General features: G+C 68.7%; 25 protein-coding genes and 1 pseudogene. 17 read left to right on the top strand and 9 right to left on the bottom strand.

Features of this window, described 5'->3' with window-relative positions:
* Positions 1 to 17 precede the first annotated feature (17 nt).
* From AB0F91_RS09975 to AB0F91_RS09965, 3 genes are all read left to right on the top strand, one after another.
* The gene (locus AB0F91_RS09975; RefSeq protein ID WP_360597060.1) at positions 18 to 821 is read left to right on the top strand and encodes an NAD(P)-dependent oxidoreductase; all 804 of its coding nucleotides are present in this window, start codon (positions 18 to 20) and stop codon (positions 819 to 821) included.
* A complete protein-coding gene (locus AB0F91_RS09970) occupies positions 821 to 1,429 on the top strand; it encodes a TetR/AcrR family transcriptional regulator (RefSeq protein WP_360596456.1) in 609 nt (202 codons plus the stop codon). The genes AB0F91_RS09975 and AB0F91_RS09970 overlap by 1 nt, the downstream gene beginning before the upstream one ends.
* Before the next feature lie 101 nt (positions 1,430 to 1,530).
* A complete protein-coding gene (locus tag AB0F91_RS09965; protein WP_360596454.1) occupies positions 1,531 to 1,797 on the top strand; it encodes a hypothetical protein in 267 nt (88 codons plus the stop codon).
* 533 nt (positions 1,798 to 2,330) lie between these two features.
* Here AB0F91_RS09965 and AB0F91_RS09960 read toward each other — a convergent pair.
* From AB0F91_RS09960 to AB0F91_RS09945, 4 genes are all read right to left on the bottom strand, one after another.
* The gene (locus AB0F91_RS09960; RefSeq protein WP_360596453.1) at positions 2,331 to 3,215 is read right to left on the bottom strand and encodes a MarR family transcriptional regulator; all 885 of its coding nucleotides are present in this window, start codon (positions 3,213 to 3,215) and stop codon (positions 2,331 to 2,333) included.
* A gap of 90 nt (positions 3,216 to 3,305) precedes the next feature.
* On the bottom strand, positions 3,306 to 4,265 hold the full coding sequence (locus AB0F91_RS09955) for a chitinase (RefSeq protein WP_360596452.1): 960 nt from the start codon (positions 4,263 to 4,265) through the stop codon (positions 3,306 to 3,308).
* 296 nt (positions 4,266 to 4,561) lie between these two features.
* The gene (locus AB0F91_RS09950) at positions 4,562 to 5,899 is read right to left on the bottom strand and encodes a histidine-type phosphatase (protein ID WP_360596450.1); all 1,338 of its coding nucleotides are present in this window, start codon (positions 5,897 to 5,899) and stop codon (positions 4,562 to 4,564) included.
* Between the two features lie 243 nt (positions 5,900 to 6,142).
* Positions 6,143 to 6,328: a hypothetical protein gene (locus tag AB0F91_RS09945; protein ID WP_360596449.1), complete on the bottom strand. Its 186-nt coding sequence runs from the start codon at positions 6,326 to 6,328 to the stop codon at positions 6,143 to 6,145.
* A 321-nt stretch (positions 6,329 to 6,649) separates the two neighbouring features.
* Between AB0F91_RS09945 and AB0F91_RS09940 the strand changes: the two genes are divergently transcribed.
* Together AB0F91_RS09940 and AB0F91_RS09935 are read left to right on the top strand one after the other, a co-directional pair.
* Positions 6,650 to 7,147, top strand: coding sequence for a hypothetical protein (locus AB0F91_RS09940; protein ID WP_360596447.1), 498 nt, complete (start codon positions 6,650 to 6,652; stop codon positions 7,145 to 7,147).
* Positions 7,147 to 7,868, top strand: a pseudogene (locus tag AB0F91_RS09935) (GGDEF domain-containing protein). The gene AB0F91_RS09940 and the pseudogene AB0F91_RS09935 overlap by 1 nt, the downstream one beginning before the upstream one ends.
* Positions 7,869 to 7,885: 17 nt before the next feature.
* Here the strand turns inward: AB0F91_RS09935 and AB0F91_RS09930 are convergent.
* Complete coding sequence (locus AB0F91_RS09930) at positions 7,886 to 8,347, bottom strand: nucleoside deaminase (RefSeq protein WP_360596446.1); 462 nt, start codon at positions 8,345 to 8,347, stop codon at positions 7,886 to 7,888.
* An 89-nt stretch (positions 8,348 to 8,436) separates the two neighbouring features.
* Between AB0F91_RS09930 and AB0F91_RS09925 the strand changes: the two genes are divergently transcribed.
* The gene (locus AB0F91_RS09925; RefSeq protein ID WP_360596444.1) at positions 8,437 to 9,399 is read left to right on the top strand and encodes a YafY family protein; all 963 of its coding nucleotides are present in this window, start codon (positions 8,437 to 8,439) and stop codon (positions 9,397 to 9,399) included.
* A gap of 12 nt (positions 9,400 to 9,411) precedes the next feature.
* Here AB0F91_RS09925 and AB0F91_RS09920 read toward each other — a convergent pair whose 3' ends face one another.
* On the bottom strand, positions 9,412 to 10,026 hold the full coding sequence (locus AB0F91_RS09920; protein ID WP_360596443.1) for a TetR/AcrR family transcriptional regulator: 615 nt from the start codon (positions 10,024 to 10,026) through the stop codon (positions 9,412 to 9,414).
* Between the two features lie 135 nt (positions 10,027 to 10,161).
* Between AB0F91_RS09920 and AB0F91_RS09915 the strand changes: the two genes are divergently transcribed.
* Positions 10,162 to 11,652 (top strand): FAD-dependent oxidoreductase, encoded by a 1,491-nt coding sequence (locus AB0F91_RS09915; RefSeq protein WP_360596441.1) that lies wholly within the window; start codon positions 10,162 to 10,164, stop codon positions 11,650 to 11,652.
* 22 nt (positions 11,653 to 11,674) lie between these two features.
* Here AB0F91_RS09915 and AB0F91_RS09910 read toward each other — a convergent pair whose 3' ends face one another.
* Both AB0F91_RS09910 and AB0F91_RS09905 read right to left on the bottom strand, forming a co-directional pair.
* Positions 11,675 to 12,625 (bottom strand): helix-turn-helix domain-containing protein, encoded by a 951-nt coding sequence (locus AB0F91_RS09910; RefSeq protein WP_360596439.1) that lies wholly within the window; start codon positions 12,623 to 12,625, stop codon positions 11,675 to 11,677.
* Between the two features lie 93 nt (positions 12,626 to 12,718).
* Positions 12,719 to 13,603, bottom strand: a complete 885-nt coding sequence (locus AB0F91_RS09905; protein ID WP_360596437.1) for a M24 family metallopeptidase — start codon at positions 13,601 to 13,603, stop codon at positions 12,719 to 12,721.
* 304 nt (positions 13,604 to 13,907) lie between these two features.
* On the opposite strand from AB0F91_RS09905, the gene AB0F91_RS09900 reads away from it, so the two are divergent.
* From AB0F91_RS09900 to allB, 10 genes are all read left to right on the top strand, one after another.
* On the top strand, positions 13,908 to 14,633 hold the full coding sequence (locus AB0F91_RS09900; RefSeq protein ID WP_360596435.1) for a hypothetical protein: 726 nt from the start codon (positions 13,908 to 13,910) through the stop codon (positions 14,631 to 14,633).
* 214 nt (positions 14,634 to 14,847) lie between these two features.
* A complete protein-coding gene (locus tag AB0F91_RS09895; RefSeq protein WP_360596434.1) occupies positions 14,848 to 16,158 on the top strand; it encodes an ammonium transporter in 1,311 nt (436 codons plus the stop codon).
* Positions 16,155 to 16,493, top strand: coding sequence for a P-II family nitrogen regulator (locus AB0F91_RS09890; RefSeq protein WP_285968736.1), 339 nt, complete (start codon positions 16,155 to 16,157; stop codon positions 16,491 to 16,493). The genes AB0F91_RS09895 and AB0F91_RS09890 overlap by 4 nt, the downstream gene beginning before the upstream one ends.
* A 446-nt stretch (positions 16,494 to 16,939) precedes the next feature.
* Positions 16,940 to 17,623 carry a GntR family transcriptional regulator gene (locus tag AB0F91_RS09885; RefSeq protein WP_360596432.1) on the top strand — a complete coding sequence of 228 codons (684 nt, stop codon included), beginning with the start codon at positions 16,940 to 16,942 and terminating at the stop codon, positions 17,621 to 17,623.
* A gap of 199 nt (positions 17,624 to 17,822) precedes the next feature.
* A complete protein-coding gene (locus AB0F91_RS09880) occupies positions 17,823 to 18,623 on the top strand; it encodes a transporter substrate-binding domain-containing protein (RefSeq protein WP_360596430.1) in 801 nt (266 codons plus the stop codon).
* A 22-nt stretch (positions 18,624 to 18,645) separates the two neighbouring features.
* Positions 18,646 to 19,305: an amino acid ABC transporter permease gene (locus tag AB0F91_RS09875; RefSeq protein WP_360596428.1), complete on the top strand. Its 660-nt coding sequence runs from the start codon at positions 18,646 to 18,648 to the stop codon at positions 19,303 to 19,305.
* Positions 19,306 to 19,322: 17 nt separating this feature from the next.
* Positions 19,323 to 20,117: an amino acid ABC transporter ATP-binding protein gene (locus tag AB0F91_RS09870; protein ID WP_360596427.1), complete on the top strand. Its 795-nt coding sequence runs from the start codon at positions 19,323 to 19,325 to the stop codon at positions 20,115 to 20,117.
* Positions 20,118 to 20,119: 2 nt separating this feature from the next.
* Entirely contained in the window at positions 20,120 to 21,019 is a 900-nt protein-coding gene (locus tag AB0F91_RS09865; protein WP_360596425.1) for an NAD(P)-dependent oxidoreductase, read from the top strand.
* Positions 21,009 to 21,785 (top strand): SDR family NAD(P)-dependent oxidoreductase, encoded by a 777-nt coding sequence (locus tag AB0F91_RS09860; RefSeq protein WP_360597058.1) that lies wholly within the window; start codon positions 21,009 to 21,011, stop codon positions 21,783 to 21,785. Before AB0F91_RS09865 ends, AB0F91_RS09860 begins: the two co-directional genes overlap by 11 nt.
* Positions 21,786 to 21,835: 50 nt before the next feature.
* Positions 21,836 to 23,245, top strand: a complete 1,410-nt coding sequence (allB, locus tag AB0F91_RS09855; RefSeq protein WP_360596423.1) for an allantoinase AllB — start codon at positions 21,836 to 21,838, stop codon at positions 23,243 to 23,245.
* A 448-nt stretch (positions 23,246 to 23,693) separates the two neighbouring features.
* On the opposite strand, the gene AB0F91_RS09850 is transcribed toward allB, so the two are convergent.
* Entirely contained in the window at positions 23,694 to 25,712 is a 2,019-nt protein-coding gene (locus AB0F91_RS09850) for an ABC transporter ATP-binding protein (RefSeq protein WP_360596422.1), read from the bottom strand.
* Between the last annotated feature and the right edge of the window lie 17 nt (positions 25,713 to 25,729).

Below are 25,729 nucleotides of genomic sequence, written 5' to 3'. Positions count from 1 at the left end.
CAGGCCGCACGATCATCATGTCCGGTGGCAGCCGCGGCATCGGCGAGGCGATTGCCGTGCGCGCGGCCGCCGACGGCGCGAACGTGGCGCTGCTGGCCAAGACCGCCGAACCGCACCCGAAGCTGCCCGGCACGATCTACACCGCGGCTGAGGCCATCGAGAAGGCGGGCGGCAAGGCGCTGCCCATCCTCGGCGACGTCCGCGACGACGAAGGCGTGGCCGCCGCGGTGGCGAAGACCGTCGAGCAGTTCGGCGGCATCGACATCGTGGTGAACAACGCCAGCGCGATCGACCTCACGCCCACCGAGCAGGTGAGCATGAAGCGCTACGACCTGATGCAGGACATCAACGCGCGCGGTACTTTCCTGCTGTCCAAATTGGCCATCCCGCACCTGCGCAAGTCGGCGAACCCGCACGTGCTCACACTGTCGCCGCCGATCAGCCTCGACGAGAAGTGGTTCACGGCCGGGCACCTCGCGTACAGCATCGCGAAGTACTCGATGAGCCTCGTGACCGTCGGGCTCGCGGCGGAGCTGAAGAAGGACGGCATCGCGGCGAACTCGCTGTGGCCGCGCACCACGATCGACACCGCGGCGATCCGCAACGTCGTGGGCGCCGAGCTGGCCGACCGCAGCCGCACACCGGAGATCATGGCCGACGCCGCGTACGCGATCCTCACCCGGCCGAGCCGCTCGACGACCGGCAACTTCTTCCTGGACGACGAGGTGCTCGCGGCCGAAGGTGTGACCGATCTGTCGAAGTACCGGATCGGCTCGTCGGAAGCGGACCTGCAGCTCGACTTCTGGGTCGATCCGGCCTGATGCTCCGGGAACCGCAGCAGGAGCGCAGCCGTACGACTCGCCGTCGGCTGATCGAGGCGGCGATGGACTGCATCGGCGAGCGGGGCTGGCACGGCGTCACGGTGGCCGTGATCGCCGAACGCGCCGGCGTGTCGCGCGGCGCCGCGCAGCACCACTTCCCGACCCGCGAGGACCTCGTCGCGGCGGCCGTGGAGCTGCTCGGGGAGGCGCAGATCACCGAGCTGCGGACGAAGGCCGACGGGCTGCCCACGGGGCCGTCGCGGATCGAGCGCGTGGTGGAGATGGTGCTGAACCTCTACACCGGGCCGATGTTCCGCGCCGCGCTGCAGCTGTGGGCCGTCGCGTCGTCCGACGAGCAGCTGCGTGGCACCCTCGTGCCGCTGGAGGCTCGCGTCGGCCGCGAGGCGCACCGCGTGACGGTGGAGCTGCTGGGCGTCGACGAGGCGAACCCCGGGGTCCGCGAGCTGGTCCAGGCCACCCTGGACCTGGCCCGCGGCCTCGGCCTCGCCAACCTCCTCACCGATGACGCCCGCCGGCGGCGCCAGATCGTGCGGGAGTGGGCCCACACGTTGGAGGTGCGACTCTCCGGAACCGGTGAGGCCTCGTGAACGTCACAACTTCGGCCTAATAAGATGTGGTTGTTAACACATTCGGCCCAACGGACGATGACTCCGAGTAAGTGGCTCCACCAGGAAGAAGGTCGGTACCGGTGTCCGGTTCAGAAGGCGCGGCGATCGAGCTGACGCACCGCGCGATGGCGATGCTCAGGGCGGTCGCCGCCCACCGCGCGGAGATGACCACGAGCAGCGAGCCCGACCTCTTTATCGACGGTTTCGCTTGCTGCGACCAGATGACCGCCCACAACCTCGCCCACGGCGGGTACATCCGCCCCGCCGTGCAGGACGCCGCGGGCCGCGTGCCCGCCGAGCTGACCGAAGCCGGGCACGCCGCGCTGGAGATCACCGTCGCCGCCTGAGACGACCACGAGATGTCGCCGACGGGGGTTTCACTCGCCCGTTCGGGCGCCCCTTCGGTCCAGGAGTGGGTGTCCCGGGCTTGAGTGCGAGTGGTCCGATTCGCGTCCCACAGGGGTGCGGTCGAGCCACGCCGGCGCCGGCCGCCGTGGCTCGCGGATTCGCTCGTGACCAGCTGGTGGTTGGGTGCTTGACCCGGTTTCGGGGCGCACCGCGGGTTTGGCCGTGCACTCGGACGACGAGGTCGGATTATCCGCCGCCGGCTTCGGCTGCGCGCGGGTTTGCTCGCCTGGCCACTTGGTTTTGGCCCGCGGGCCGGCTTCACCTCGCGCGCCGGTGGTCCAGGCCCGTGGCCTGGAGCGATGGGGTCGAACCATGTTGCCGGCGGCCGTGCTGCGGCCTCGACTGCGCGCGGCTTCGCCGGCCTGGTTTCTTGACTTTGGCGCGCGCCCCGGCCTCGCCCCGCGCGCCCGGTGGTCCAGGCGCCTGTCCTCGGATGACGAGGTCGAACCGCCCCGCGCGCTCGACCCGGGTGTCAGAGCTGCGAGCGGATCTCGCCCGCTCGCGCCGTCACAGTGTCGAGTACGCGTTTCGCCGCCTCCAGGTCCGCGGCCGCGATGCCCGCGAACAGCCGATCGCCGGCCTGGGTCGAGTCGGCGGTCAGGCGTTCGACCAGGTCGCGCGTTGCCGGGGTGACGTCGACGACGTCCCCGCGGGTCAGCCGGCCCGCGGCCACAAGCCGGTCGATCACCGCGCGCACCACCTCGGCAGGCGCGACGGCCGTCGCCGCGATGGTCTCGACCAGGGTGGCGGCCGGCTGGGCACCTTGGGCCACCGTGCGCAGGACCACGTATTCGGTGAAGTCCAGACCTTCGCGGTCCAGCAACGCGATGAGCAGGGAACGGGACGCGGCGGCGGCCAGGTTCAGGTCGCGACCGCCGACGGCACGGGCTGTGGTCATGGTCTTCTCACTTCCGGCGGGGTCGTCACCCAGCAGCGTCTGCAGGGTGTCGCGGAACTGGCGGGTCCGCGCGCTGCGGGAGCCGCCGAGTTGCGCGGTGAGTTCCTCGTGCAGGTCACGCACGAGGCTGATCGCCTCGGTGATCACCTCCTGGCCCCGGGCGGTGAGGTCGAGCCGCACGGCGCGCGGGTCGTCCGGGTCCGGGGGGCGGGTGAGGAGGCCGGTTTGTTCGAGCGCCCGCGCCAGCTTCGACACGTGTAGCGGTTCGAGGCCCATGTGGTCGGCCAGTTCACGCTGGCTGGGCCGGACCCCGCGCACCACTAGACCGGTGAGCGTCGCCAGCAGCGAGTACTGGGCGTGGGTCAGGCCGAGCGGCTTCACGGTCCGGTCGACGGCCGCCCGCCATTTCATGGACAGCCGCCACACGAGGTGGCCGGTGGTCGGGTTCTCGAGGCGCACGACAGATAATGTACATGGATACTATGTCCATGGCTACTATCGAACCGAAGAAGCGGGGACCCCGCGACGAAGCGGGGTCCCCGTCGGAGCTCAGCCCTGGTACCCGGCCACGATTTTCGTGAACGCGTACTTCTCCTGGTCGATGCCGCTGCACTCGCCGCCACCGCCGCAGTCGCGGTTGGTGGCCCAGAACGTGAAGCGGCCGAGGTGGTGGCTCGACGCGTAGTCGCGGATCGAGGTGAAGTTCGCGACGGACACGTTCTCGCCGGCGTTGTCGGTCTTGCCGTTCATCGACGAAAGGCCACTGTGCCGGTAGGCCTCGTCGTCGCTCCAGCCGAACGCGGACTTGAGCTGGTCCTTCAAGCCGTCGACGGCCGACTTCGTCATCGCGGCCATGTCGCCGCCGCTGGAGAAGTCGAAGGGCATGACCGACCAGACATCGACGTTCGCGCCGATCGTCTTGGCCTGCGTGACGAGGCGGCTGCCCCACTCCCTCGGGCCCTGCGGGCTCGTGCCCATCGTGATCACGACGCGGACGCCCGGGTTCTTCTGCTTGGTGATCTTCACGGCGTTGAGGATCCGGTCCTGCACCGTCGCGTCCTCGAACTCGTCGGTGTTCTCGATGTCGAGGTCGATCGCCTTGAGCTGGTAGGCGTCGATCACCTTCTGGTACGCGCCGGCGAGGTCTTCCGGCGACCCGCACTGCGAGCCGAGCTTGGTGCCCGACCAGCCGCCGAACGACGGGATCACGTCGCCGCCGGCCGAGCGGATCTTCTGGATCAGCGCGGCATCCGAACCGTTCAGGTCGCGGTTGCCGTCCCACTTCGGGTTGCAGCCGCCGTCGGACAGCATGAAGGCCAGCGTGAACGCCTTCACGCCGGTGGCTGACATGGCCGCGGCGGGGTCGGTCTGCCCGCCCCATTGGTACAGGTACGGCGAAGCGAGCACGGGGTCCGGCGCGGCCAGCGCCGACGGGGCGAGGCCGAGGGTGGTGGCCAGCGCGGCACCCGCGGCGAGCGCGACGGTGGCCAGACGGCGCAGGGGTTTCATTGGTCCTCCAACGTGGACGCACGCGTGAGCGCGCTTGTGTGGAGCACCTCCGATGCTTGATGCGGCGGTATCAACTCAGAGGAGCACTCGGTGGGGATGTGTGCCGTCACAATGGACTAGACCATTAAGAAGTGTCAAGGTCTCACCGCAGACAGAAAAAAACAGCCGAAAGTCGGTGGTGGCAACGGAATCGGCGGGTGATCATGGACGCGCCAAGGGTGCCGTTGTCGTGCCCGGAAATGCGAACGAGCCCGCGGCGATCGACCGCCACGGGCTCACCCGGTGGTGCTGAGAATTCAGGACTGGGCGTAGCACCGTTCGAGCTCGTCGAGCCGGTAGAAGGAGCTGCCGCGGTGCACGGGGGCGCAGCTCGCCTTGAACGCGGTCTGCTTTTCGTTGTAGAGCATGCGCACGAGGTAGGTGTGCCCGTCGGTGTAGAGGTCCCACTGGATATTCGCGGCCATCGGTGCCACCTGCGCGCCACGGAACGGGTTGTTCGCGTAGGTGAACAGCTTGCTCTCGGGCTGCTGCTTCGTGCTGCCCGGCAGGCCGAGCAGCGCGGCGAGCGGGAAGATCTCCTCGGCGTGGGTGAAGCGGAGTTCGGCGTCGCGCGTGGTGGTGCCGGCGCGCTTGGCGTCGAGCTGGGCGAACATGTCGTCGAGCAGGCAGCCGGCCATCTTGTACGTGATGTCGCTGCCGGAGAACGCGGGACCGTTCTCGTAGAACGAGGTCACGTCGTCGAGGTAGCCGAACCACGAGGCCTCGTCGAGCGTGATGTAGCGGTCGAAGTGCCAGTGGCCCTCGCCCGCGAGGTCGACCGTGACCTGATCCAGCGCGTACACCGCGTCGGCCGCGGCGATCTCGTCCTTGAACTCCGCGTGTTTCCCGGCCGCGACGTCGTCCACGAACTGCTTCGAGAAGCTGCGCTGCAGCACCGAACGCGCCACGGCGTGCGTGCGCGGCTGGTCCGTCGCGGCCTTCTCGACGGCGGCCACGCGCGGGTCGTTGTCGACGTAGTTGTTGTACTCGACATTCGACTTGTGGAAGTAGAGCAGGTCGTCGTCGGTGCGGGTGGCCGTGGTCGCCAGCCCGGGCTTCGCGGACTTCAGGCCGGCCACGAACTCGTTGGCACTGTCCACCGTCCGCGGCTGGCTCGACGCGACCACGTCGATCTTCGGCGTGGTTCCCTTCGCGGCATCGGCGAACAGCGACGGCAGCCGGCGCACCAAGCGCTGCGCGGTGGTGCGCATCTCGTCGCGGCCAACCTGGGTGAGCAGGCCGTAGCCGTCGCGGGCGTTGGCGGCGAGCAGCGCCTGCGCGTCCGGGCCCAGCTGCTTGCCGACGCCGGTCAGCGCGCCCTCGGACTTCGCGGTGTTCCACAGCGCCAGCAAGGCGTCGGCGTCGTCACTGTCGGACAATGTGCGCGCGCCATGGCGCGAGACGTTCTCGGTGAACACCGGGCGGAACGACGAAGGCAGCCACTCGTAGGAGTACAGGTCGCCCTGCGGCTCGTAGGCGGTCTTGGTGGTGAACGCGTCCTGCGTCGCGTTCCCCACGTGCGCCTGCGCCGGCAGGGCGAACAGCCCCGACAGCGCCAACGCGGCCCCGCTGATTCCGGCCACAACACGTCTCATCGAGCTACCCCGCTCTCTGGTCTGGGTGAACGGAGGGCTCAGTAGACACGCCGGTCGTGACGCCGTTCGGGACGGCGGGTATCGCGTCGGTGAATTCCCGGGGTGCCGGTGAGGGAAAACGCGGTGATGGGCGCGGATGCCGGTCGGCGTCCGCCGGAGGGACGCACCCGGCGGCACCGGGTCGAGACAGCACGGTGGTGGCCGGCTGCTTCGCACAGCCGATCATCACCGTCGGCGCCAGGATCAGCGGCCCAGGCCGCCCAGAATCCCGGTCAGGAGGCCGCTCTCGTTGTGGTGACCGGAGCCCGATTCCGGGTTCGAGTACAGGTGGCTCGACGAGCCTCCGTCCGGACCGGCCCAGTCCTGGCCCTGCTCGAAGCTCGCGCCGCCGGTGCCGTCGGTACCGGTGTTGGTGTGGTCGTTGCTCACACCGTCGGGCCCGGCGGCGACTCTCGTCTCGCTGTACGTGTCCGCCGAGGCGGTCCCGGCAGCCCGAGCGTCAGCGGCTCCGCGCTGGCACCGGCCGCCACAATGCGGCGAATGGTCTGCTTGCAAGCTCCTATTCTCGTCGGTCTGAAACCGTTACCGGCTTCGAGCCGACGGTTCTCCGCGCACACCGCCGGCTGATCATGCTTGCGCGGCGATCGCTCTCACCGCGCTGCGGACCCATCCGCCCGGCCCGGCGGCTCCGAAGCACTTGCCCCACTCAAGACGGTGCCGAAACCGCGCCGAACCGGCTACTTTGCCGAAATGGCGGGGGATCCGGCGACGGCCGGAGGGGGTGGTCGGCGCCGGTTCCGCTTCGCCGTGGCGGACTGGGAGCTGTGGCGCGTGCGCACCCGCGCGCTGGCGGCGTTCGTGGTGTGCGTGGACGTGGTCGCGACGATCGCCGTGGCGGTGCTGGTTCCTGTGCCGCTCGCGGGTTCCGCGCGGTTCGCCGTGCTGGTCGCGGGGCTGCTGGTGAGCGCGGAGCTGAGCCGTTCCGCCGAACGCGGACGCGGGGAAACATCGCTGGGCCCGGGTTTCGGCACACCGTGGGTGTTCGACGGCGCGGTGGTGCTGCCGTCAGTGCCCGCCATGGTGCTCGTGGTGGTCTCGGGCGCGCACCGGTGGCTGCGCGTGCGGCGGCGCGCGCCGTACCGCAGGTTTTCGAGGTGGCGGCGACGGTGTTGGCCGTGCTGCTCGCGGGCCGGTTCCTCGCGTGGGCGGTGCCGGTCCCGCCGAGCTCGCTGGGCGACGTCCGCCTGATGGGACTGCTCGTGGCGGCGGCGGTCGTCTTCACACTCGTCGACGCGGCGCTCGCCGGGGTCGTGCGCGGCTACCGGCAGGGCGTGGCGGGGCTGCTGTTGGACATCGCGATGGTCGTGTTGGACATCGCACTCGCCTGGGCCGTGGTGGATTCGCCGCTCGTCGTACCGCTGCTCGCCGCGGCCCTCGTGGTGCTCGACCGCGGCGGCGTCGGCGCCACACCGCGCGCCGAGCCGACGGCCGACGCGGGCACCGGTGCCCTCACGGCATCCGCCTGGTGGGACGCCGTCCGCGTGCAGCCGGCCCCGGCGTCCTCCGTGCTGGTGCTCGACCTCGACCGCTTCGGCGACGTCAACGCCCGCCACGGCCACCGCGTCGGCGACGCCGTGCTGCGTGCCATCGCCGACGCGTTGCGCGACGAACTCCCTCCGCCGACCTCGTCGGGCGCTCCGGTGGCGGCGAGTTCGCCGTGTTCCTCCCCGGCACCAGGCCGTTCGACGCGCTCGCCGTCGCCGAACGCATCCGCCTGCGCGTCGCCTCGACGGCCGTCGCGCTGAAGGCGCCCTATGGCAGCCCGCAGTTCGCCTGGGCGACGGTCTCGGTCGGCGTCGCCTGCCGTCCCGGCGACGGCGACACGGCGGACGCGGTGTTCGCGGCCACCGTGAAAGCCGTGCGGCGCGCGAAAGCCGGTGGTCGCAACCGGACCGTGTGTGCCGAGTAGACCGGAGGCGCAGGTGGTCAGTCCGCAGTGGACGGAACGCCGATGTCCTCGAACCACAGCTGCGGCCGCGTCTCGATGAACTCCGTCATCAGTGCTGTGCACGCGGGGTCGTCGAGGACCTCGATGCGCACGCCGTGCTCGGCGAGCCAGTCGTGGCCGCCGGAGAAGGTCTCGGCTTCACCGATGATCACCCGCGGGATGCCGAATTGGCGCACGAGGCCGCTGCAGTACCAGCACGGCGAGAGCGTGGTGACCATGATCGTGTCGCGGTAGTGGGGGCGGCGCCCGGCGTTGCGGAACGCCGTCGTCTCCGCGTGCAGCGACGGGTCGCCGTCCTGCGCGCGGCGGTTGTGGCCGCGGCCGAGGAGCTCTCCGGAGCTGTCGAAGAGGGCGGCACCGATCGGCACGCCGCCCTCAGCCTTGCCGAGTTCGGCTTCCTCGCGGGCGACGGCGAGCAACGCGTGCGGATCGATCTGCATGGCCACACTTCACCGGCCCCGCTCGCGGAAGGCAAGTCCGCGGACATCGAGGACCGTTTCTGTCCGCGAGGTCTGGCAGAGTGGCCCGCATGTACGGAACCTCGGAGCGGCTGCTGCGCCTGTTGTCCCTGTTGCAGGCCCGCCGCGACTGGCCGGGGCCGGACCTGGCCGACCGGCTGGGCGTGGACGTGCGCACGGTCCGCCGCGACGTCGAGCGGCTGCGCGGCCTCGGCTACCCGGTGCACGCGACGCCGGGGGTCGCGGGCGGCTACCGGCTGGGGGCCGGCGCCGCGCTGCCGCCGTTGCTGCTGGACGACGACGAGGCCGTGGCCGTCGTGGTCGGGCTGCGGACGGCGGCGAACGGCACGGTGTCGGGCATCGAGGAGACATCGGTGCGGGCGCTGGCCAAGCTGGAGCAGGTGCTGCCCGCACGGCTGCGGCACCGCGTGAGCGCGATGGGCTCGGCGATGCTGCAGCTCGGCGGCGGGGGACCGGTCGTCGGCGCCGAGGTGCTCACCGTGATCGCCGCGGCCTGCCGCGACCGCGAGCGGGTGCGCTTCACCTACGCCGACCACACCGGTCAGGTCAACGAGCGCGACGTCGAACCCCTCCGCCTGGTCCACACCGGCCGTCGCTGGTACCTCGTCGCCTACGACCTGGGTCGCGACGGCTGGCGCACGTTCCGCGTCGACCGCATCGAAGGCGTGCCGGCGCCCGGGTTCCGCTTCACGCCGCGCGAACCGCCCGCGGAAGACCTCGCCGCGTACGTGTCGCAGGCGATCTCTTCGGCGCCGTATGCACACCAGATGTCGCTGCTCGTGTCGGTTCCGGCAGAGGTGCTCGCGGCCCGCGTGCCGCCGACCGCCGGCACCGTCGAGCCCGTGGACGAGCACACGTGCCGGCTGCGTACCGGCGCGACCGACCTCGCCGCCGCGCCGTTCTACCTCGCGCAGTGGGACTACGACTTCGTGGTGGAAGACGCGCCGCCCGGCCTGCTCGACCGGCTGGCGCGCATCGCGGAGCGCTTCGCCTCGGCGGCGACGCGCAGCTGAGCCGGTCGAGGGTCAGGCTGTTCGCGTGCCGAGCATCCGCAGCACCAGCTCGCTGTACTCCTTGCCCAGCGCGGCCGGCGTCTGGCGCGTGCGCTCGCTGTACCAGCGGGCCACGTCGACACCCAGCGAGAGGACCGCGCGCGCCGCCGTGTGCGGATCGGTCACGGAGAACGCACCGGATTCGGCGCCCGTGGCGATCACGTCGCGCACGATGCGCTCGATGCGCCGCCGCAGCTCCGCGACGACCTCGAACTCCTTCTCCGGCAGCGCGTTGAGCTCGTACTGCACGACCCGCGCGACGGTGTGGCGCCGCGCGTGCCAGGCCACGAAGTCCTCGACCACGAGCCGGATGCGCTCGACCGGGTCCTCGGCCTTCTCCAGGGCGTTCTCGACCAAGGCCAGCGTCTGCTCGTGGCCGCTGCGGCTGATCTCGAACAGCAGCGCCGCCTTCGACGGGAAGTGCACGTACAACGCGGCGGGGCTCATGCCCGCGGCGCCGGCGATGTCCCGCGTGGTCGTGGCGTGGTACCCGCGCTTCGCGAAGGACTCCACACCGGCCAACATCAGCCGGCGTGCGGTCTCGGGCTGCACGTCGGGCCACAGCTCGGCCGAGAGCGAAGTCGTCATCCGGCGATCCTCCCAGATCTGCTGACGCGCCCGGCGGGCGTGAACCGTCCGCCCAGTCTAAGCGCTTGCTTTGTGGAGAGATCCGGTGACGCGAGCGGATGCGGCCCGCCGGGCGCGTGGCGTCGAGGCTTCTGGTTGCCGCGTTCGGACTGTCGCGCTCGACACAACTCGCAGCTAAATGTACGTACATTTAATACCTTGAACGTACGGCATCTCATCGGTCGTCGATCGAGGCCGCACAGCACACCCCGGAGGAGAGCTATGTCCAACGTGGACACCACACACTTCGATCTTGTCGTGATCGGGTTCGGCAGGGGTGGGAAGGCGCTGGCCGCCGCGATGGGGCGGAGTGGCAAGCGGGTGGCCGTGATCGAGCGGTCGGCGGAGATGTACGGCGGTACTTGCCCCAACGTGGGGTGCGTACCCACCAAGTCGCTGATCCACCACGCCGAGACCGGTGCCGGCCACGGCGAAGCAGTCGAGAAGACCCGGAACCTGACCACCAAGCTGCGTGGCGTCAATTTCGTCACCCTCGACTCGATCGACTCGGTCAGCGTCCTCACGGGCCGGGCCGCCTTCGTCGACGCCAAAACCGTGGAGGTCAGCGCCGGCGACGACCGGCTGACCGTCACCGGCGACACCATCGTCATCAACACCGGGGCCGAGCCCGTGGTGCCCGACATCCCCGGACTCGCCGGGAGCTCCCGAGTGCACACGAGCACCGACCTCATCGGACGCGAAAACCTCCCGCGGAGGCTGGCCGTGCTCGGCGGCGGCCATGTCGGCATCGAATTCGCCTCGATGTTCGCGCAGTTCGGCAGTGAGGTGACGGTGCTCGACCGGGCGCCGCGCATCCTCGGCCGCGAGGACGACGATGTCGCGGCGTCCGCGCACCAGGTGCTGGCCGACGCCGGAGTTCAGTTCGTTCTGGGCGCTCAGGTCATCCGGATGACCGAGACGGCTGCGGGTGCCCGAGTTGATTACCGGTGCGGCGACGGCGAGGACTCGATCGTCGTGGACGCGGTGCTGGTCGCGGCGGGCCGCAAGCCGGCGACGGAAGGTCTGCACCTGGATCGCGCGGGCGTGGCCACCACGGCCGCCGGTGCGGTCGTGGTGGACGATCGCCTGCGGACCAGCCAGCCGCACATCTTCGCGGTCGGCGACGTCAAGGGTGGACCGCAGTTCACCTACGTCTCCCTCGACGACAGCAGGATCGTCGCCGATCAGCTCACGGGTCGCGGAATTCGATCGACCGCCGACCGGGTGCACCTCCCGTACGCGCTCTTCCTGACGCCACCGTTGGCCCGAGTCGGGCTCACCGAACGGGACGCACGCGAGCAAGGGTACGCGGTGAAGGTGTCGCAGAAGGCGGTCGCGGACATCGTCGCGATGCCCAAGGCGAAGATCCTCGGAGAGACCCGGGGGATGATGAAGTTCGTCATCGACGCGGAGACGGATCAGGTCCTCGGCGCCGCGCTGTTGAGCGTGGACGCACAGGAGCTGATCAACACCGTCACGCTGGCCATGCGTCACGGCGTGACCGCGGCGGATCTGCGTGACGCGATCTACACGCACCCGTCGTCGACCGAGGCCTTCAACGAAGTGCTGTCCGTTTCCCGGAGCTGACCCGGGCAAGCGCGGTGTCTTCCTACGGTCTGTCACGCGGTGTCGTGCTCTTGAACCGGTCGCGATACTGACTCGGCGAGATGCCCAATCGGGTGACAAAGGTTCGACGCATTGTTTCCGTGCTTCCGAATCCCGCGCCCGCGGCCGTCTCTTGGACGTTGTGTCCTGAGTCCAGCAGCGACTTCGCGTGATCAAGCCTGACTTGCTCGACGTACCTTGCGGGCGTCGTATCGAACTCTGTCTGGAAGAGCCGGATGAGGTGACGCGGACTCACCCCGACGAGGTCGGCAAGACGGCTGGAACTGTGGTCCAAACCAGGGTCCGCGGAAATGAGATCGACAACGCGTCGCAGCGCCGGCGTCCGAGCGGGTCTTATTTCCAGGGGAGCGGAGAACTGCGACTGGCCACCTGGACGTTGCATGAACACGACAAGATTCCGAGCTACGGCACGCGCGGTGTCGGGACCATGGTCGGCCTCCACCAATGCCAGGGCAAGGTCGATCCCAGCCGACACCCCTGCCGACGTGAACACTCCCCGGTCTTCGACGAAGAGGGCATCCGGTAGGACGTCGACGTCCGGGAACGCGCGAGCAAGAAGCTGCGCATGGCGCCAATGGGTGGTGGCCCGGCGCCCCGACAATGCGCCTGCGGCAGCCAGGGCAAAGGAGCCCGTGCAAATGGAAACGAGGCGACGTGCTCGCTCGCGCAACAACCGGACGGCGGCCACGAGATCAGGCTCGATGGGGGCGGCAACAAGGACATCGCCGCCGCAGACGACGACTGTGTCCGCGTGCGACACGCTCTCGGCGGGGCCGTCGACGGGCATGGTCGAACCGGTCGAGGTGGCAACGGCCTCACCCGAGGGAGACACATAGCACAACGAGTAGTCCGCCCCGAAGAGGTTGGCCTCTGCGAAGACCTCGGCCGGCCCCGCCACGTCCAGGCTTTTCACCCCTTCGAAGACGACGAACACTACTTTTCTCGAGCTGGGCACCTGTCCTGACCTCGCAATCGTCGAACCCGACGCTCGGTTCCGAAGTGCGGGTCGTCCTGAAGCGCAAAGATCCTAAACAACGCCGTGATCAGCCCAATAGCGGACATGCGGCAGGTCGTTGTCGAGCCAGTATGCGGTGTCCTCGGTGACCACGAGAACCTCGCCCCATTTCGCGCCGACGTTGCCGCGGCCGATGTGCGGCTCGAATGCCCACAGGCCTGGCTCACAAGGCCGATCGGAGTTCGGCTGCCAGAACGGCGCGGAGCGGACATTCAGCCGCAAGGCCGACTTGGCGACGTCGCCGGCCAGGTAACTGACGGTTTGCGGGCTGAACCCCTTCACGTTGAACGTCGGCAACCGCAGGCCGGGCACTCGGCCGACACGGTGCGCGATCGCGGACCCGGGGTACATCGAGTGAATGTTCACATAACCTTGATCTTTGGTGTAGTCGGATATCTCCTTGTCGATCCTGCGCTGGGAGTCGCCGTTTCTCACCATGTCCAGGATCATGTGACGATAGGGTGCCAGTGCCATTCGAGTTTTGTGAAATTCATCCGTCGGCTCGCCGAGAGCGCACGAGTACCCGATATCGGCGGCTCCACGCCGGTGGATAGGGCCGATGTCGAGGATTACGGCATCGCCTTGCTTCAATCGGCGACCGCTCGGCCTGTAATGCCCGCTGAAGTGAGCCAGTTTGGTATCGAAAATATCTCGGGCTCGCCGCGGGAGCTGGGGGAAATCTAAAAATCGAGTACGTTCACCGAACCAAACGAAGCCGTAATGGAAGAAGTGAGAAACGCCACGCGCGCGAAGCCAGTGCTCGAGCTTCGCGGCTGCCTGCTGCTCGGTGATGCCCTCGTGCAACTCGGCTTCGACCGAGACGACCGCGTCGAACGCGAGACGTTGGGCTGCCTTGAACGCTGCGAGTTCTTCGTCGGTGAACAGTTCACGGGTCAAGGTCTGGTGCCTCCGGTGGCGTGGCGATGTGGATCAGTTCCAGCGTCTTCGAGTTCTGTGTGGCATTGAAGTGCAGAACCGGACGGCAACCCCACAGATCCGGACGCAAGCAGTCCAGATTGCCAAACCCGGCGCAGCCGGGTCCGAATCTGTGGGATACCGGTCGCTCGCTGCCTTGCCCGGACCTTCCTGAGCGCAAACACTGGAAGCGGCCAGTCTCCGTCTCAGTTCCCCTCCTGGAGTCCTCGTGTGTGCAAGTGGCGACGCGGCCAGTGGATCGACCTCGCCAACCTCGGCGTCGGCGATGGCCAGTTATGAATGGGTCTGCGAAACGAATGGTGTACTGACTCGCGCTGAGCGTTCGGCCGTTCGCGCTGGCATGCGAACATTTATTTTGGCGGCAGTCGCTGGTTTCATCACGTGGCCGGTGAACAGGTCGCGCTCGACTGAAAATACCCTGCCGGCGGTTCCTGGCACCCCGGTGGCGAGGGCTGCCATCGAAACGGCCAAGAAACAGGGTGCTACGCTTCTCTTTCACGGCTATCGGACCTGGCTGCTCGGCACAGCGTTGTCTCAGGTGGACCAGGTCGGTGTTGACTCCGAACTTCTCTTCGTGACGTCACTCCTGCACGACTCCGGAATGCTGGTCAGTGTGCCGGGGGAGGACTTCACGCGGCGATCCGCGGAGAACGTTCTCGACGTTTTCGACCGCGCCGGCGCGCCGCGCCGCCGGGCCCTCGAGGCTGCAGATGCCGTGGTCGCGCACGCGACACCTGGTCTGGACAGGTCCGTGGACACGATCGGCTACTACGTCCAATGTGGTGCCATGGCGGATCTCGCCGGTATCCGCAGGTGGGATCTGCCGCCTGGGGCCATGAGGCACGCCCATGACCGGTATCCGTCGCACGATATCCACCGCACTCTGTCGGCACTGGCTCGCCGAAATGCCGAAGAAGTACCCGGCAGTCGCATGTCGCTGCTCGTTCCGAAGGCACTGGGAAGGGCAATTCGGTTGGCGCTGAATATCTGAGCAGGATCCGGCGAGGGCGCGCCCGGGCCATCGCGACGATGCGGGCGCACACGGCGACCGGCCCGGTGGGCGCTTCCGCGGCTCGTCCGCTTGGTTGCGGTTCGCCTGTTTCGCCGGGTTGCGGGTAGGTGGCGGACTCGCGGCGGAAACATGCCCGTAACACTGTCCGGTTAGCTTCCTGCCGCTGGTCGGTGAGGCGAGGAGGAGCCCGAGCGTGGTGGATACCGGAAGCACGGCGTGGTTGCTGGGCAGCGCGGCGCTGGTGATGCTGATGACGCCGGGCCTCGCGCTGTTCTACGGTGGGATGGTCCGCGCACGGAGCGTGCTGAACGTGATGGCGATGACGTTCATCTGCCTCGCCACCGTCGGTCTCATCTGGGTGATTTACGGGTACTCGCTCGCGTTCGGCGGCGATTGGTTCGGCGGGCTGCTCGGGAATCTGCGGCTGGCCGGTCTGCACGGGGTCGCCCAGCAGTCAGTCGGCCCGGCGGGGACCAAGGTGCCGCTGTTCGCCTTCGTGGCCTTCCAGATGATGTTCGCGGTCATCACGGTCGCGCTGCTCGCCGGCGCGATCGCCGAGCGGGCCCGGTTCTGGACCTGGACCCTGTTTTCGGTCGTGTGGGTCACGCTGGTGTACCTGCCGGTGGCGCACTGGGTCTTCGCCCCGGACGGGTGGATCGCGACGAAGCTGCACCTGCTGGACTTCGCGGGCGGCACCGTCGTCGAAGTGAACTCGGGAGCGGCCGCGCTGGCACTGGCGATCGTGCTCGGCCGCCGGCACGGCTGGCCGAAGCAGGCCGCCCGGCCGCACAACCTGCCGTTCGTGATGTTCGGCGCCGGTCTGCTGTGGTTCGGCTGGTTCGGCTTCAACGCCGGCTCCGCGCTGGCCGCGAAGAACCTGGCCGCCACCTCGTTCCTGAACACGACCGTCGCGGGGGCGGCCGCGGTGCTCGGCTGGCTGCTCGTCGAGCAGTTCCGCGACGGGAAACCGACCACTCTCGGCGCCGCGTCCGGCGCGGTGGCCGGGCTGGTGGGGATCACCCCCGGCTGTGCCTACGTCGAACCGATCGGCGCGATCGCGATCGGCGCGATCGCCGGGGTGGTGTGTTCGTTCGCGGTGGGCCTGAAGTACCGGTACGGGTTCGACGACGCGCTGGACGTGGTCGCGGTGCACGGCGTCGGCGGGTTCGTGGGGACGCTGCTGATCGGCGTGTTCGCGACCGTCAGCGTGGATCCGCAGGGTGTCGACGGCCTGCTCTACGGCGGCGGATTCGATCAGCTGTGGCGCCAGGCTGTGGGAACCTTCGCGGTACTAGGGTATTCGCTCGTGGTGACCTTCCTGATCGGCTGGGTCATGCACAAGTTCATGGGATTCCGGCTCGACCGCGAGGCTGAGATCGACGGTGTCGACGAGGCCGAGCACGCCGAAGGCGCGTACGAGCTGGCAGTCCAATCCGGACGCCGGGGGAGCGCGCCCGCCGGTGCACTGGGATCGCACCGGCCGGCGCGCGAGGAGACGCGATGAAGCTGCTGACCGCCGTCGTCAAACCGTTCGTGCTCGACGAGGTCCGGGAGGCCCTGCAGGAGCTCGGCATCGCGGGGATGACGGTCACCGAGGTCCGCGGATACGGTCGGCAGAAGGGGCACACCGAGGTCTACCGGGGCGCCGAGTACGCGATCGATTTCATCACGAAGTACCGGCTGGAGATCCTCCTGGACGACGACCAGGTCGAGGGCGCGCTGCGGACGGTGCGGGAGACCGCGCACACCGGCAAGATCGGCGACGGCAAGATCTGGGTCACGCCGGTGGAGACCGTCGTCCGCGTCCGCACCGGTGAACGCGGACGCGACGCGCTCTAGATCTGGAGCGGGTGGCGCAGCGCCTGAGAATGATCATCACGACCGCCTGCTCGCTGCCGGTGCCGGCGCCCCGGGCATCGCCATCCACGGCTTCGGCGTCCACGCGATTTCCGCTTCCTCGCTGACCTTCGTCCGGCACGGCGACAACGTCTTCGGGGGGTGCCCGGCGGCCGCACCTCGGCTTCGGCGAGTGCGCAGGCCGGCAGATAACCCGACGTGGGCGACCTCGTCCTTCGGGAACGTGGTCAGCTGGCATTCCCGCGGAGTCGCTCCGCCTTTATCACTCGATTGGCGCAATACGGCACCGATGACCGGGACAGCTGGCTGAGGCCGCGTACCCCATGTCGCGAAAATGGCCAGGTCAAGCGGTATTGACCGAAACTTTGAGTGGCGCCTATAGTCCCGTATCCAGATACGAGATACGGATATGAGATACGGAGCCGGTGATGCTCGATCCACTTGACGTTCAGCGGGACAGCATCACCGACCGTGTCTTCGACGAGATCCGCCAGGCGATCGTCGATCGCCGGCTGCAGCCGGGGCAGCGGCTGTCGGAGGCCAAACTGGCTTCGATGCTGGGGGTCTCCAAGACCCCGGTGCGCGAGACGCTGATCCGCCTCGAGCACGTGGGGCTCGTCGAGCCCGGGCCCGGCAGTGGACTCCAGGTCGTCCAGCCCTCGGTCAAGGTCGTGCAGGATGCCTACGAGGTGCGCCGCGGTCTCGAATCCCTGGCCGCGGGCCTCGCGGCCGAGCGGGCGAGTGACGACGTCTGCAGCAAGATCAGGAAAGCCGCGGACGAAGGACTCGCTTGCACCATCGCCAGCGACGAATCCGGTCGCCGTGGTGCGGACCGGATCTTGCACACCCTGATCGCGACCGGCTCGGGCAACGCAAAGCTCGCAGCCGACATCGAGAACTACTACGTGCTGACGTGGGCCCTGCGTCAGCGTGATGTACCGGAAATGTCCGAGAGCGCTCGGTGCGGCGAACAGCACCAGCGTGTCGCAGCCGCCATCTCCGACGGCGACGCGCCGGCCGCTCAAGAAGCCATGGCCGAGCACTTGGACACCCTGCGGGAACGGGTTCTCGCCATGCTGGAGACCGCGCAGCCGGAGGAGATCTTCAGCTGAACCGGACGGAAAGGCAAGGCTTGCCGCCGGCAAGCGGCACGGTGACAGTCACGGTGCCGTGCAGTACCCCCACTTTCCCGGCCTGATCCGGCTCCCCAGGTCGATGACGTTCCCCTGAAACACATCGGCGCGCTCCCTCGCGCCTCCTCCCCGCCCGACTTTCCCCGTCCCACCGATCCTCACCGTCGAGGAGAACATCATGAATCCACGCCGCACCCTGCGTACCTGGCTCTCGGTCCTCGCCGCGGGGTTGACACTCACCTCCGTGTCCGCCTGCTCGTCGGGCGGGTCGAACCTGGACGACATCAAGTCCCACGGCGCCATCACGATCGGCACCTCCGGCAACAACGCACCGACGATCTTCCGGGATCCCTCCGGAGGCTTTGTCGGCATCGACGCCGACTGGGCGGACCTCATCGCGAAAAGCCTCGGAACGAAGGTCGAGTGGAAGACGCTGGACTTCTCCGGCATCGTGCCCGGCCTGCAGGCGAAGAAGTTCGACATCGCGATGTCGGGCTTGCGTGTGACACCCGACCGGCAGAAGGTCGTCGACTTCTCCGAACCGATCGGGTACGACGACGCTGTCGCGGTGTATCCGCAGAAGGAAAGCGGGATCACCGGCCCGGAGAGCATCAAGGGCAAAAGCGTCTGCGTCGTCGCGGGCTCGTCCAATGGCGAGGCTCCCGTGCAACGCATTGGCGGAGCGGCGAAGGTAACCCGCTATCCCGGCCAGGCGGAAGCGTTCTCCGACCTGAAGAACGGCCGATGTGACCTCATGGTCACCGGCAGGATCCTCGCGCTGTACTGGATCAAGTCGGGTGACGGCGCCGGATACGCGGTGTCGCAGAACGGCACGGACGGGACCGCGCTGGCCGTCGGTGTCCCGAAGGGTTCGGACGCGTTGCTGCAGGCCGTCAACAAGGCGATCGAAGATGCCAAGAAGGCCGGCGCGTACCAGAGCATCGCGCAGAAGTGGCTCGGCCAACCGTTCAAGCAGTGAGCGCGACGAAGAGGAATCACCCATGAATCTCGACTTCTCCGTCGTGGCGCAGTACTTCCCGTTGCTGCTCGACGGATTGCTGGTCACCGTGGAGGTCTCGGCCATCACCCTGGTGCTGGCGACCGTGCTCGGCACGTTCATCGCCATGGCCCGGATCTCGCACCGGCAATGGCTTCGGGTCCTCGCGGGAATCTACGTGTGGATCATGCGCGGCACCCCGGTGCTGCTGGTGCTGTTCTTCATTTACTACGCGGCACCGAGTTTCGGACTGCAGCTGCCGGCGTTCGCCGCGGCGGTGATCGGCATGACGCTGAACTCCGCGGCTTACAAGGCGGAGATCATCCGCTCCGGCATCGAAGCGATCCCGCGAACGCAGACGGAAGCGGCGCTGGCGGTGAACATGACCTACGTGCAGACGATGCACCGGATCGTGCTGCCCCAGGCCGTGCGCATCGTGATCCCGCCGTACATCAACAACGCGATCCTGCTGGTGAAGAACAGCGCGCTGGTTTCCGTGATCACGGTGCCGGACTTGATGCTCAATGCGCAGCAGATCGTGTCGAGTACCTACCGTGCGGTCGAGATCCTCGGCACCGCCGGGTTGCTGTACTTGGTCGTGACCAGTCTGCTGATGCTGGCGCAGCGCTACAGCGAACGCCGCTTCGCCCTCCCCGACCGATGAGCCGACCGGAGCAAGACATGACACAGCAGCCGGCCACCGAAGCCGCGCCCCCGCTGTTGCACCTCAGCGGATTGCACAAGTCCTTCGGCACCAACGAAATCCTCCGGGGCATCGACCTCGAGGTCCACGCAGGCGAGACCGTGGCGATCATCGGCCCGTCAGGCACCGGTAAATCGACGCTGCTGCGGTGCGTCAACTGGCTCGAGAAGCCCACCGCGGGTGAAGTCACGCTCGACGGCGTGCGCCTGCACGCCGAGATGACGGGGAAGGAAGAACAACAGGCGATGCGCGCTCTGCGCAGCCGCGTCGGAATGGTCTTCCAGCAGTACAACTTGTGGCCCCACTTCAGCGTGTTGCGAAACGTGACCGAAGGTCAGGTGCGTGTGCTCGGCACCGACCCGAGCGAGGCGAAGGCAAAGGCGCGGGAGCTGCTGGCCCGGGTTCGGATGGAGGCCTTCGAGGACAGGTACCCCAGCCAGCTCTCCGGCGGTCAGCAGCAGCGGGTCGCGATCGCCCGGACACTGGCCATGGGGCCGCGCCTGGTCCTGTTCGACGAGGTGACCTCGGCGCTCGACCCCGAGCTCGTGGGTGAAGTGCTCGAAACGATGAAACAGCTCGCCGACGACGGCCTCACCATGCTCGTCGTGACCCACGAGATGGGCTTCGCACGACGAGTGGCGGATCGAGTCGTCTTCATGGACGGCGGTCACATCGCCGAACAAGGGCCCGCGGGCGTGGTGTTCGAGAACCCGGTGAACGAGCGTACGAGGGCGTTCTTCGACCACGTCCGCCGATCTTCCTGGACCGTGTGATCGTGGCCGGGACGATCGTGACGGGCAGTACCGGGTTCCTCGGCGCTCACCTCGTGTGTGCGCTGGCCGCGCGGGGCGGCCCCGTCGTCGCGGCCGATCTGGTGGAACCGTCGCCGGACGTCCAGGTCCTGTGGGGTGAGCACGCCGTCGACTTTCGTGAGCTCGACGTGCGGGAGCCGGCGTCGGTGTTCGCCGATGTGCGGCCGGACGTGGTGGTTCACGCGGCGGCCGTGACCAATGGGGATCGCCGAGCTCTCCACGAGGTCAACGTCGGTGGGACAGCGGCGGTCCTCGCCGCCGCGAGGCACGCACGGGTCGTGTACGTCTCGTCGGCATCGGTCTACGCGGATCGCGCGGTGCTCGACGAGGACAGTCCGGTTCGAACCGATCCCGGTGACTACCCGGCCTCGAAACTCGCGGCCGAGCGACTGGCTGCTCAAGCCGGCGCCGTGATCGCGCGGGTGGCGGCGTGTTACGGCCCGCTCGAACGCGACACCGGGACCCGCCAGGTGATGTCGTTGCCCTACACCGCGATCCGGGCGGCGCTCGCCGGCCGCGCAGTCCGGGTGGACCCGGGGCAGGCGGGAGGCACCTTCGACCCGACCTGGGTCGGCGACATCGCGGAAGGCATCGCGGCACTCGCCACGGCGGACCCGCCGCACCGGCTCTACAACGTCGGCTCCGGAACGGCGATCACTCTGGCTGCCTTGGCCGACGCCGTGAACTCGGCAGTCGGACCGGTCGAGCCGAAAGAAGCCCCGTTTTCCCTCAGCCTGCCGCCGGAGCACCGCAGGGGCCTCCTCGACGTGACGAGGCTGCGGGAACTGTCCGGACGCGCGGCAACACCGCTGCCCGATGCGTTGGCCGCCTATCTTGAATGGCTCCGTGACCATGCTTACTGAAACTCCGATCGCGGCGAGGTTCACCGGTCGCCGTGCCGTGGTCACCGGAGGAGCGGCCGGTATCGGCCTGGCCATCACCCGGCGACTCGCGCTGGAGGGCGCCTCGGTCACCGTTCTCGACCGTGATCCCGCCGCCTTGAAGGTCGCGGTGCAGGAGCTTCCGGGCGATGGCCACCGCGGCCGGTTGCTCGACCTCGCCGACGGAATCGCGACGCGAGAGGCAGTTGAGGAGACGGCTGCGGACGGTGGACTGGACGTCCTCGTCCACAGCGCCGCGATGTCGGTCGGCGGCACCGCACCCGAACTCGCGGTGGAGGAGTGGAGCGGTGTGCTGTCGGTCAACCTGACCGCGGCGTTCCACCTCGCCGCGGCTGCCATTCCGCACCTCGCCCGGTCCGGCGGCGGCGCGGTGCTGCTCATCGCGAGCCAGCTGGGTCTCGTCGGCACCCGCGGCTCGGTCGCGTACACGGCGAGCAAAGGCGGCGTCGTGAACCTGACCCGGTCGCTGGCACTGGACCACGCAGGTGACGGCGTCCGGGTCAATTGCCTCTGCCCGGGGCCCACCGAGACGCCCTTCCTCGAACGCAGTTTCGTGAGGACTGGCGACGCCCCGGCGGCGAGGGCGACGGCGCTTGGCCGGGTGCCCCTCGGCCGCTTCGGGCGGCCGGACGAGATCGCCTCCGCTGCGGCGTTCCTGTGTTCGCCCGAGGCGTCCTTCATCACCGGGGCCACCCTCGTCGCCGACGGCGGCTACGTCGCACAGTGACGGCAGAACCGTTTGCTGACAAGACTTTTGGCGGATCGACAAGGAGTACTGTGGAATACGATCTGGTTCTGCACGACGTGCGGCTGGTGAGCGCAGACAGCGTCCGCCGGGCGACAGTGGCCATCTCCGGTGGACAAGTGGCCGACGTTCTCGACGCCGGTGCCCGGCCCCCGGCAGCCGAACATGTCGACGCCGGCGGGCTGCATCTGCTTCCCGGCCTCGTCGACACGCACGTCCACCTGCGAGCGCCGGCACGACCCGATCGCGAGACGTTCCGCACCGGCACGGCGGCCGCCGCGGCCGGGGGAGTGACCACCATTTGCGAGATGCCGACGTCGGACCCGCCGGTCAACTCCGGCGCCACCCTCGCGCGGCGCGCGATCGAGCTGCAGCCCGACGCCCTCGTCGACTACGCGCTCTACGGCGGCGCGGCATGGGAGAATCGCGACGAGATAGGCGCGATGGCCGAGGCCGGCGCGGTGGCGTTCAAAACGTGGCTGCACGCGCCGGCACCGGGACGGGAGGCGGAGTTCCACGGTCTGTCCTGCCCCGACACCGGGCGGCTGCACGAAGTCATGCGCGAGGTGGCGCGCACCGGACTGGTTCATGCCCTGCACTGCGAGCACGAGCAGATCCTCACCGTGGCGGGGGAAGCCGCCCGTCGGCAACACGGCCTGCCCGGTGCGATCCATGCGGCGGCCCGGCCGGAGATCGCCGAAGACGCCTCGGTGGCGACGGTGCTGGCGCTCGCGGCCGCCACCGGTGCGCGGGTGCAGCCCGTCCACGTGTCCAGCGCCGAATCGGTGGTGCTTGCCGCCGAGGCGCGGGCGCGCGGGGTACAGGTGACGGTGGAGACCTGCCCCCACTACCTGCAGCTCGACGAGAAAGCGCTGTTCGAGTTCGGCCCGTGGGCGAAGTGCAATCCGCCGCTGCGCAGCGCCGCGACGGTGGAGCGGCTGTGGGACGAGCTGCGCGCGGGCCGGATCGACGTGATCGGCACCGACCACTGTCCCTACCGTCCGGAGGAGATCGCCACGGGTGAGGACGACATCTTCGTCTCGCCACCCGGACTGCCGGGGCTGGAGACGATGCTGCCGATCCTGCTCACTGCCGTGCACCAGGGCCGGCTCACGATGCCCGACGTCGCGCGGCTCACGTCCGGCCGGGCCGCCGATATTTTCGACCTGCCGGCCAAGGGCCGGATAGTTCCGGGCGCGGACGCGGATCTCGTGCTGGTAGACACCACCAGCGAATGGACGTTCCGCCCGGAGGGTTTCTCGAAGGCCGCACCGAACGCCACGTTCCTCGACGGTTCCCGGTTCACCGGGCGCGTGGTAACCACTTTCGTACGCGGACAGCGGGTTTTCGACCGAGGGCAGATCGTTGCCGAACCCGGCCACGGCCGGTTCGTCCGGCCCGACCGGGCTCGTGTGTCGGCTCGCCGCGCCGTGGCGAGCTGACACGGCGGGTCACTCGGCTTTCCCGGTATCCTAACGTGCGCCACTTCGAATTCGAGCGGCGATCGCCTGCACCGGACCATTGCCGGGCGGCGCTCCAGCACATGAACTTTGCACGTCGACTTGCCGAGCGCGCCGCTCACAGCTGCGACGCCGTGTGACCGCGACAGGCAATTGAGGACAGTCCTACCGATCCCCGGGATGCGGGGCGCTCGGAGTGCCGTGCCCCCTCCCGCCGCGAACACCAGAGCACGGCCTTCGAAAACTTCCTCGGCGTTCTCGGGATACCGGTTCCGAGCGAAGATTCTCGCTCAGGACTCCGGCCTCGATCACGAGCCTGGCGGCCCGTGTTGCTTACGGGCCGCAGTCGGGTACTGGTCCTGGAACGCCATTCAGGGGAAAGGCGGTTCCGGCCGGGGCCGGGGTCCGGCCGGAACCGCCTGAGTCCGTCCTATTCGGACTTGATCCGGCGCAGGAGGTCCTCCGGCGCGATGTGGCAGCGGTATCGGTTGCCCTTCCCGGTGTCCTGCCACGGCGGCTCCTGCGTGCGGCACACGTCCCCGAGCGCCCGGGGGCACCGCGTGTGGAAGCGGCACCCGCTCGGCGGAGCCGAGGCGCTGGGGTAAGTGCCGTCGAGGCGGATGCGCTGGCGGGCCTCGTCCGGGTCGAGGTCGGGTGCCGCCGAGAGGAGCGCTTCGGTGTAAGGGTGGTGTGGTGGCTGGAAGACGGCGTCGGCCGTGCCGATTTCGACGAGCTGACCGAGGTAGAGCACCCCGATCCGGTCGGCGAGATACCGGACCACGGACATGTCGTGCGAGATGAACAGGTAGGCCACGTCCTGAGCCACCTGGAGTTCGACCAGCAGGTTCAGGATCGCGGCCTGCACCGAGACATCCAGCGCCGAGACCGGCTCGTCGCACAGCACGAGCGAGGGTGCTCCGGCGAACGCCCGCGCGATCGCCACGCGCTGCTTGAGCCCACCGGACAACGCGCCGGGGCGCACGTCGAGGTGGCGTGGTTCGAGCCGCACCGACGACGTGAGCTCTTCGACGCGGTCCTCGCGCCCTCGGCCGCGGAGGCGGTCGTTCAACAGGCTCACGGCTCGGCCCAGGATCCGCCGCACCGGGTGGCGGGGGTTGAGCGCGTTGTCGGGGTTCTGGAAGACCATCTGGATCTTCCGGCGCATCGTCCGCTCGGCTCGCCCGGGCCTCTTCGAGAGCGTGATGTCCTCGAACTGCAGCGTGCCTTCGGACGGATGAATCATGCCTGCGATGCACTTGGCGATAGTGCTCTTGCCGCTCCCGGATTCGCCGACCAGACCGAAGACCTCTCCGCGGTGGAGGTCGAACGACACGTCGGAAACGGCGGTGAACTCGTGTCCACCGGTGCGGTAGCGCTTGGTCAGGTTGCGGACTTCCAGCAGTACTTCCGCGGTCGTCCGCTCGGTTTCGGAGAACCGTTCGACTTCGCTCACTGCGCGGGTCCGGTCGTGGTGGAAGCAGCTCACGGTGTGGTCGGTGCCGTGCGATTCCGCAGCCGGTGTTTCGATGTGGCAGCGGTCGGTGGCGAGTTCGCAGCGTGCTGCGTACGGGCACCCGGTAAGTGCCGTACCGGGCGCAGGCAGCGATCCGGGAATCGTGGCGAGCATCCCGGCCGACTTCGTGACGCCGTGGCGTGGCACGGAGCGGAGCAAGTCGCGGGTGTACGGGTGCCGTGGAGCGGCGAACAACACGTCCGCGGGCGCTTCTTCCACCAGCCGGCCCGCGTAGAGCACGCCGACGCGGTCACAGATCTGTGCCACGATGCCGAGGTTGTGGCTGATGAAGAGTACGGCGGTGTGAAATTCTTCGCGCAGCTGCTTGATCAGCTCGAGCACCTCGGCTTCGACGGTCGCGTCCAGGCCGGTGGTGGGTTCGTCGAGCACCAGGAGATCAGGATTCCCGGAGAGCGCCATCGCGATCATCACGCGTTGCTGCTGGCCGCCGGAGAGCTCGTGCGGGTAGCGGCGAGCGCACGCGGCCGGGTCCGGGATCCGGACCTTGGCCAGCATCTCGAGCGCCTTCTCCGTGCACTCCGCACTCGACAGTCCACTGTGCACCCTGATGCCCTCGGCGACCTGTGCTCCGATACGCATGGACGGATTCAGGGACGCGCCCGGGTTCTGGTAAACCATGGCGATCCGCCCGCCGCGCCATTGGCGGAGCGTGCCCTTGCCCGCGGACAGGGCGTCCTCACCGGAGAAGGTGATGCCGCTGCCGTCGCTGACGATCGCGTTGTCCGGCAGGTACCGCATGATCGACATGGCGACAGTGGTCTTGCCGCAGCCCGACTCGCCGACGAGGCCGTACGCCTCGCCCGGCCGGATCGTGAACGACACGTCGCGCACGACCGGCGATACCCGCGAACCCCTCCGGTAGCTGATGTCCAGGTTGCGCACGGCCAGTGTCGGCTGCTCCAGCGTGGTGGTCATAACGGTGCCTTCCGGGG

This window comes from Amycolatopsis sp. NPDC023774, from assembly GCF_040639695.1.
Taxonomy (GTDB): Bacteria; Actinomycetota; Actinomycetes; order Mycobacteriales; family Pseudonocardiaceae; genus Amycolatopsis.
Note: the sequence above shows the minus strand (reverse complement) of the source record. Positions and strands in the feature narration are given on the sequence as shown.